This window comes from Enterococcus cecorum, from assembly GCF_052119425.1.
GTDB classification, from domain to species: domain Bacteria; phylum Bacillota; class Bacilli; order Lactobacillales; family Enterococcaceae; genus Enterococcus_E; species Enterococcus_E cecorum_C.
The window spans coordinates 1-4,652 of sequence record NZ_JBQKFH010000076.1 but is presented as its reverse complement, the minus strand read 5'-3'; the positions used below and the strand labels follow the sequence as shown (position 1 = coordinate 4,652).

At 32.8% G+C, this 4,652-nt stretch carries 3 protein-coding genes and 2 pseudogenes; all 5 read right to left on the bottom strand.

Translation table 11 applies throughout. The features are described from left to right. Positions 1 to 140 precede the first annotated feature (140 nt). Positions 141 to 1,070: a site-specific integrase gene (locus ACTQZM_RS11750; RefSeq protein ID WP_113783568.1), complete on the bottom strand. Its 930-nt coding sequence runs from the start codon at positions 1,068 to 1,070 to the stop codon at positions 141 to 143. Between the two features lie 208 nt (positions 1,071 to 1,278). Continuing rightward, complete coding sequence (locus tag ACTQZM_RS11745; protein WP_441653872.1) at positions 1,279 to 1,788, bottom strand: restriction endonuclease subunit S; 510 nt, start codon at positions 1,786 to 1,788, stop codon at positions 1,279 to 1,281. A gap of 37 nt (positions 1,789 to 1,825) precedes the next feature. After that, positions 1,826 to 2,686: a BRO-N domain-containing protein gene (locus ACTQZM_RS11740; protein WP_441653871.1), complete on the bottom strand. Its 861-nt coding sequence runs from the start codon at positions 2,684 to 2,686 to the stop codon at positions 1,826 to 1,828. 119 nt (positions 2,687 to 2,805) lie between these two features. Next, positions 2,806 to 3,303, bottom strand: a pseudogene (locus tag ACTQZM_RS11735) (restriction endonuclease subunit S); the annotation flags it as partial. Between the two features lie 61 nt (positions 3,304 to 3,364). After that, a pseudogene (locus ACTQZM_RS11730) lies at positions 3,365 to 4,540 on the bottom strand (type I restriction-modification system subunit M); the annotation flags it as partial. Positions 4,541 to 4,652: the final 112 nt, after the last annotated feature.

The following is a 4,652-nucleotide window of genomic DNA, read 5'->3' as shown; positions in this document are numbered from 1 at the left end:
TTTAATGATTTCTCTTCAATGAACTTCGTAATACCTAACATAAATGAGCAAGAACGCATCGGAAATCTTTTCCAAAAAATTGATAACTATATAGCCATTCACCAGCGTAAGCCATTAGCTGATTTATTTAATAATTTTTCTTAACTTAATGCAGATAACGAACGCATAACAAGGTCAACATCCTGATTTTCTAACTCTTGGATGATATGCAGATATGTTTTTTGAGTGGTAGTCATACTGGCATGTCCCAATCTTCGCGCAACACTAGCAATAGATACACCTGCAAATAGTAACAAAGAAGCATGTGTATGTCGCAATCCATGAATTGATATTTCTGGTACTCCTGCCCTTCTACATCGTGTGCTCAATACACTATTAATGGTTGAATTATATATCTTTTCTGTATTCACGAAAATAGGTTTATCCTCATCCAATCCTTTTACTAATTCTGAAAATTGAATAACAGTTTGCCAGTCTATTTGGATTTTTCTAACTGATGATTTATTCTTAGTTGGGCTGAATCCTCCACCATCTTTGTAGTTCCAAGTTTTTGTAATAGATAACTTTTGATGTGCAAAATCAAAGTCTTTTGGAGTCAATGCCAATGCTTCAGAAAAACGCATCCCAGTCTTTGCAACTAACAAAATAAACCAATCCCAATTAATTTTATCTCCCAATTTTAAAGTAGAAAGTAATGAGTGAAGTTCAAATTGGTTCAAATACTTTATCTTTTTTTCTCGCGGAGCTCTACCTTTTATTATCGCTTTTCTTGTGGGATCTCTTTCCACTAATCCTTCATCTACAGCATCTAGAATTGACCCTTTTAACTGATGATGAAAGTCCATTGTTGTTTGTCGTTCATGTACCAAAGCATAATCATTCAATAATTTTTGGTAGTTTATTCTGTCTAAATCACATAATCTTAAATCAGGTGCCAGTTTTTCAATCCATTGCTGTGTCATATAATACTTGTCTAATGTTACCTTTCTAATTGCCCCTTCCTTATAAACAGAAATCCATTGTCGATAGTAGTCACAAAATAACGTTTCTTTCGTATTTTTCGATGTCACGATAATTCCTCCTGTTCTTGCTAATGGCTTACGATGATAGGTTTTTATCGAGATTAAATTAAAAACTAATACATCATATATACTAAAACGTTCTTATGATACAATCAATTAATAAAGATATGTATTTAGTTTTTCATATTTTTTGCTACTTTTCCATTGTATTGATTGAAATCTATTTTCATAATGTTGGTCTTTCTGTTATATTCTATCAGTTACGCTGATGAAGGGCGATGAGAGAATCAAACTGTTGGAAAAAAGATCCAATTTTTTGTTGCTCTTCGATATTGATTGGGATGGATATCTTTAGTTGCTTTAATTCACTTGATTTAATTAATGGTTGACCTGAACCAAAAGATAAACTTTTTAAATCAAATTTTTTAAGAAGAGAATAAACAAAATTTAGTTGTGTTGCTTTTAAAAACACAGTATTGTCTGTAATTTTTACCTTGCCTGAATAACGGTAAATTGTTCCTGCATTTGCTCCAACACGGGCAGTTAACAAGAAGTTACCCTCATAGTCATAATTATCGTCGTACCCTATTATTCCTGTAGAACCTAAAATTTCATATTTTCCGATTTCTTTTAAATTGTAACGGCTTTTACCTGTGCCTATAAAATCTACCACTTCCCATAACTTTCGCTGTTCCCAATCGGGTGCATTTTCACCAGTAAATTCCCTAAATCTCACTTTAGGTTGCAATTTTTTCTTTTCATTCATTTACAATTTTCCTTTCATTACATATTTAAGTAGATAGTTACTCACCATTTTCTTTGTCAATGGATATATTTACAACTTCTTCAATAAGTTTGGACATATCAATTGCATTTTTAGGAGTAATTACCGGTTTTCCAGTCTCATTTTCCAATGTTTCTCTTGCTACTTTTGCAACATTTCCACCTCTCTTTGCTACTTTTCTATTCTCGTCAAGTCCTTGTGGATGAGTAACATTAGTAATATCTTTAGTTGCAGTTTCAGCAAGCATATTTAGTATTAGTTCTGTCGTTGACATATTGTCTCTCAGATTTTGTTTTTGCAATCCTTTAAAGTTTTTATATTCGCGAGTAGTCATGCCACTCCAAGCTTTAGAAATTTCATTCGTTAAAATTGCATATTCACTACCTTCTTTGATTCCGTGGTTGTTCCAAGAGTCTGTAAGCTCTTTTCTTACTTGAATAGCTTGAAGGCGCTGATTTATCCACTCTCTTGAATAACCTTTATTTGCATAAGTCTCTAAAGCACGATCAATTGTAAGTTCTGGATCAATTATTTCATCAATTCTTTCTTTACCAACCTCTGCCAACCACATCTTGAAAGGCTCAGCTTTAGGAGAAGGGATTGATTGAATAATACGAAATATTCCTTGTATATCGGCAACATCAGTATTATATTTTTTCCCATCACTACTTTCTAGTTTCAGTTGTCGACAAATTGTCGACAACTGACTTTTTTCTTCTTCCGTCATTCTTTTTTTTACACGATACCAGTAGTCTCGAGGATTTTTACTATCAGTTAAAACAGCAACAACATCTATCACACTGAAATACCATTCTTCCTTTTCTTCATCCCATATCGATCTAATGTGACTTCCCTCAAATGTTTTTAGTTCACTATCCATTCCATTCACATTCCTTTCTAGTAAAAATATTAAGAAGATAAAACATAAAACATCGTTGTAAGAAGCAATTCTTTGTTATTTGATTATACCATTTATTATATAGTAATACTCCCTTTTTATTACTTACGCTGATGAAGGGTAATTAAATCTTCTAATTTTTCAAAAAATTGACCGATAATTCTCTGCTCTGATTCTAATGGAATGCATGTCTTTATATCTTTTAACGTTGAAAATTGTATTCTCTGACGTTCTGTAAGCGATCCAGTTGCAAAAATTTTATACAGTCTTATAGCTTTATTTGAAGGTAACCACGCAGCAAAATACATACTATTAAACCCTAATTTTAATTTCATCGTTACATAATAGCCAGAAACAGCAACAACTTTGTTCAAATTATTGAACCCTATTGATCCCAACGTCATATTCATTGGATTATATACAATTTCATTTGGAAAAATTTTTTTAAATTTATCTGTTTTTTTTACTAAAAATTGTCTGTTATACCTACTCTCTTTTGGAACCAAACCGTTTTCAGTAGTTACGCTCCATAACTCTAAATCTTCAAGTTTCGGATCTACGTAACTTATTGTCTCACTAAAGACTTCCCCTAACTTTCGCTGTTCCCAATCTTAAGCAAAAAAATAAGGCTAAGGATGCCCCCTAACCTTATTATATTTATTACTCCATTATATCTTTTAGGAATTCTTGTAACTCTCGCTGCTCTTCGTCATTAGTTCCAACTAATTCACCTAACATAGAATACAATTCAGTTGTCATTTTATCAATTTCTGCTTGTGTTTCTTTCAAACCTTTTGCGATTTCTTTTAAAGGAACGACCTCTTCTTCTTCAAAAGTATCAACATAACGGGGAATGTTTAAATTAAAATCATTTTCCACAATTTCGTCATATGATGCACAATAGGCAAATTTATCAATATTTTCACGCTTGTCATAAGCATCCAAAATCTTATTAATATGCTCTTCTGTCATAATATTTTGGTTCTTACCTTTTTCAAACTCTTTTGAAGCATCGATAAACAGAACATCTCTACTTGTACGATTTTTCTTCAATACAATTACTGTAGTTGGGATACTTGTATTATAGAAGATGTTTGCAGGCAATCCAATAACAGTATCAATCATACCTTCTTCAAGTAAGTGCTGACGAATCGTTCCCTCAGCATTTCCTCTAAATAACACACCATGTGGTAATACGATTGCCATCACTCCATTATTTTGTTTCAAGTGATATAGTCCATGTAATAAAAAGGCAAAATCTGCTTTTGATTTAGGGGCTAATTTTCCAAAACTTGAAAAACGTGGATCCTTCATAAATCCAGCATCAGCAGACCATTTTGCTGAGTATGGTGGATTCATTAACACAGCATCAAAGTCAGTCGGTTCTTCTGTTGGCCAGTCTTGATCTAATGTGTCAGCGTTATGCAACGACTGATTTTCTACTGGCACACCATGCAAAATCATGTTCATTCGAGCTAAATTATAGGTTGAAGTATTTAATTCTTGTCCAAAATAACGAATAGTACTTGGCTCATTACTATATTTCTTAGCATTTAATAATAACGAACCTGATCCCATCGTCGCATCATATACTGTAAATCCTTTTGTGTTTTCCTTTCCACGTATCACGATTTGAGTCATTAATTTAGCTACAGGTTGAGGAGTATAGAATTCTCCTGCTTTTTTACCCGAATCGCTAGCAAATTGACCAATTAAATACTCGTAGGCATCTCCAAGAATATCTCCAGCATGCCCAGACATATCTAAATCAGCAATTTGTTTCATCACATCAGAAATTGTTGCATTTTGTTTTTGGGGAGTAGCGCCTAATTTTTTTGGGTCTATGATATTTAGTGTTGTTACTCAAACGGAGGATAACACTAAATATCTTTTTTTATACTCATAATAATAGAAAAAGACATCTGTTTCCTCTATAATTAAGTCGACC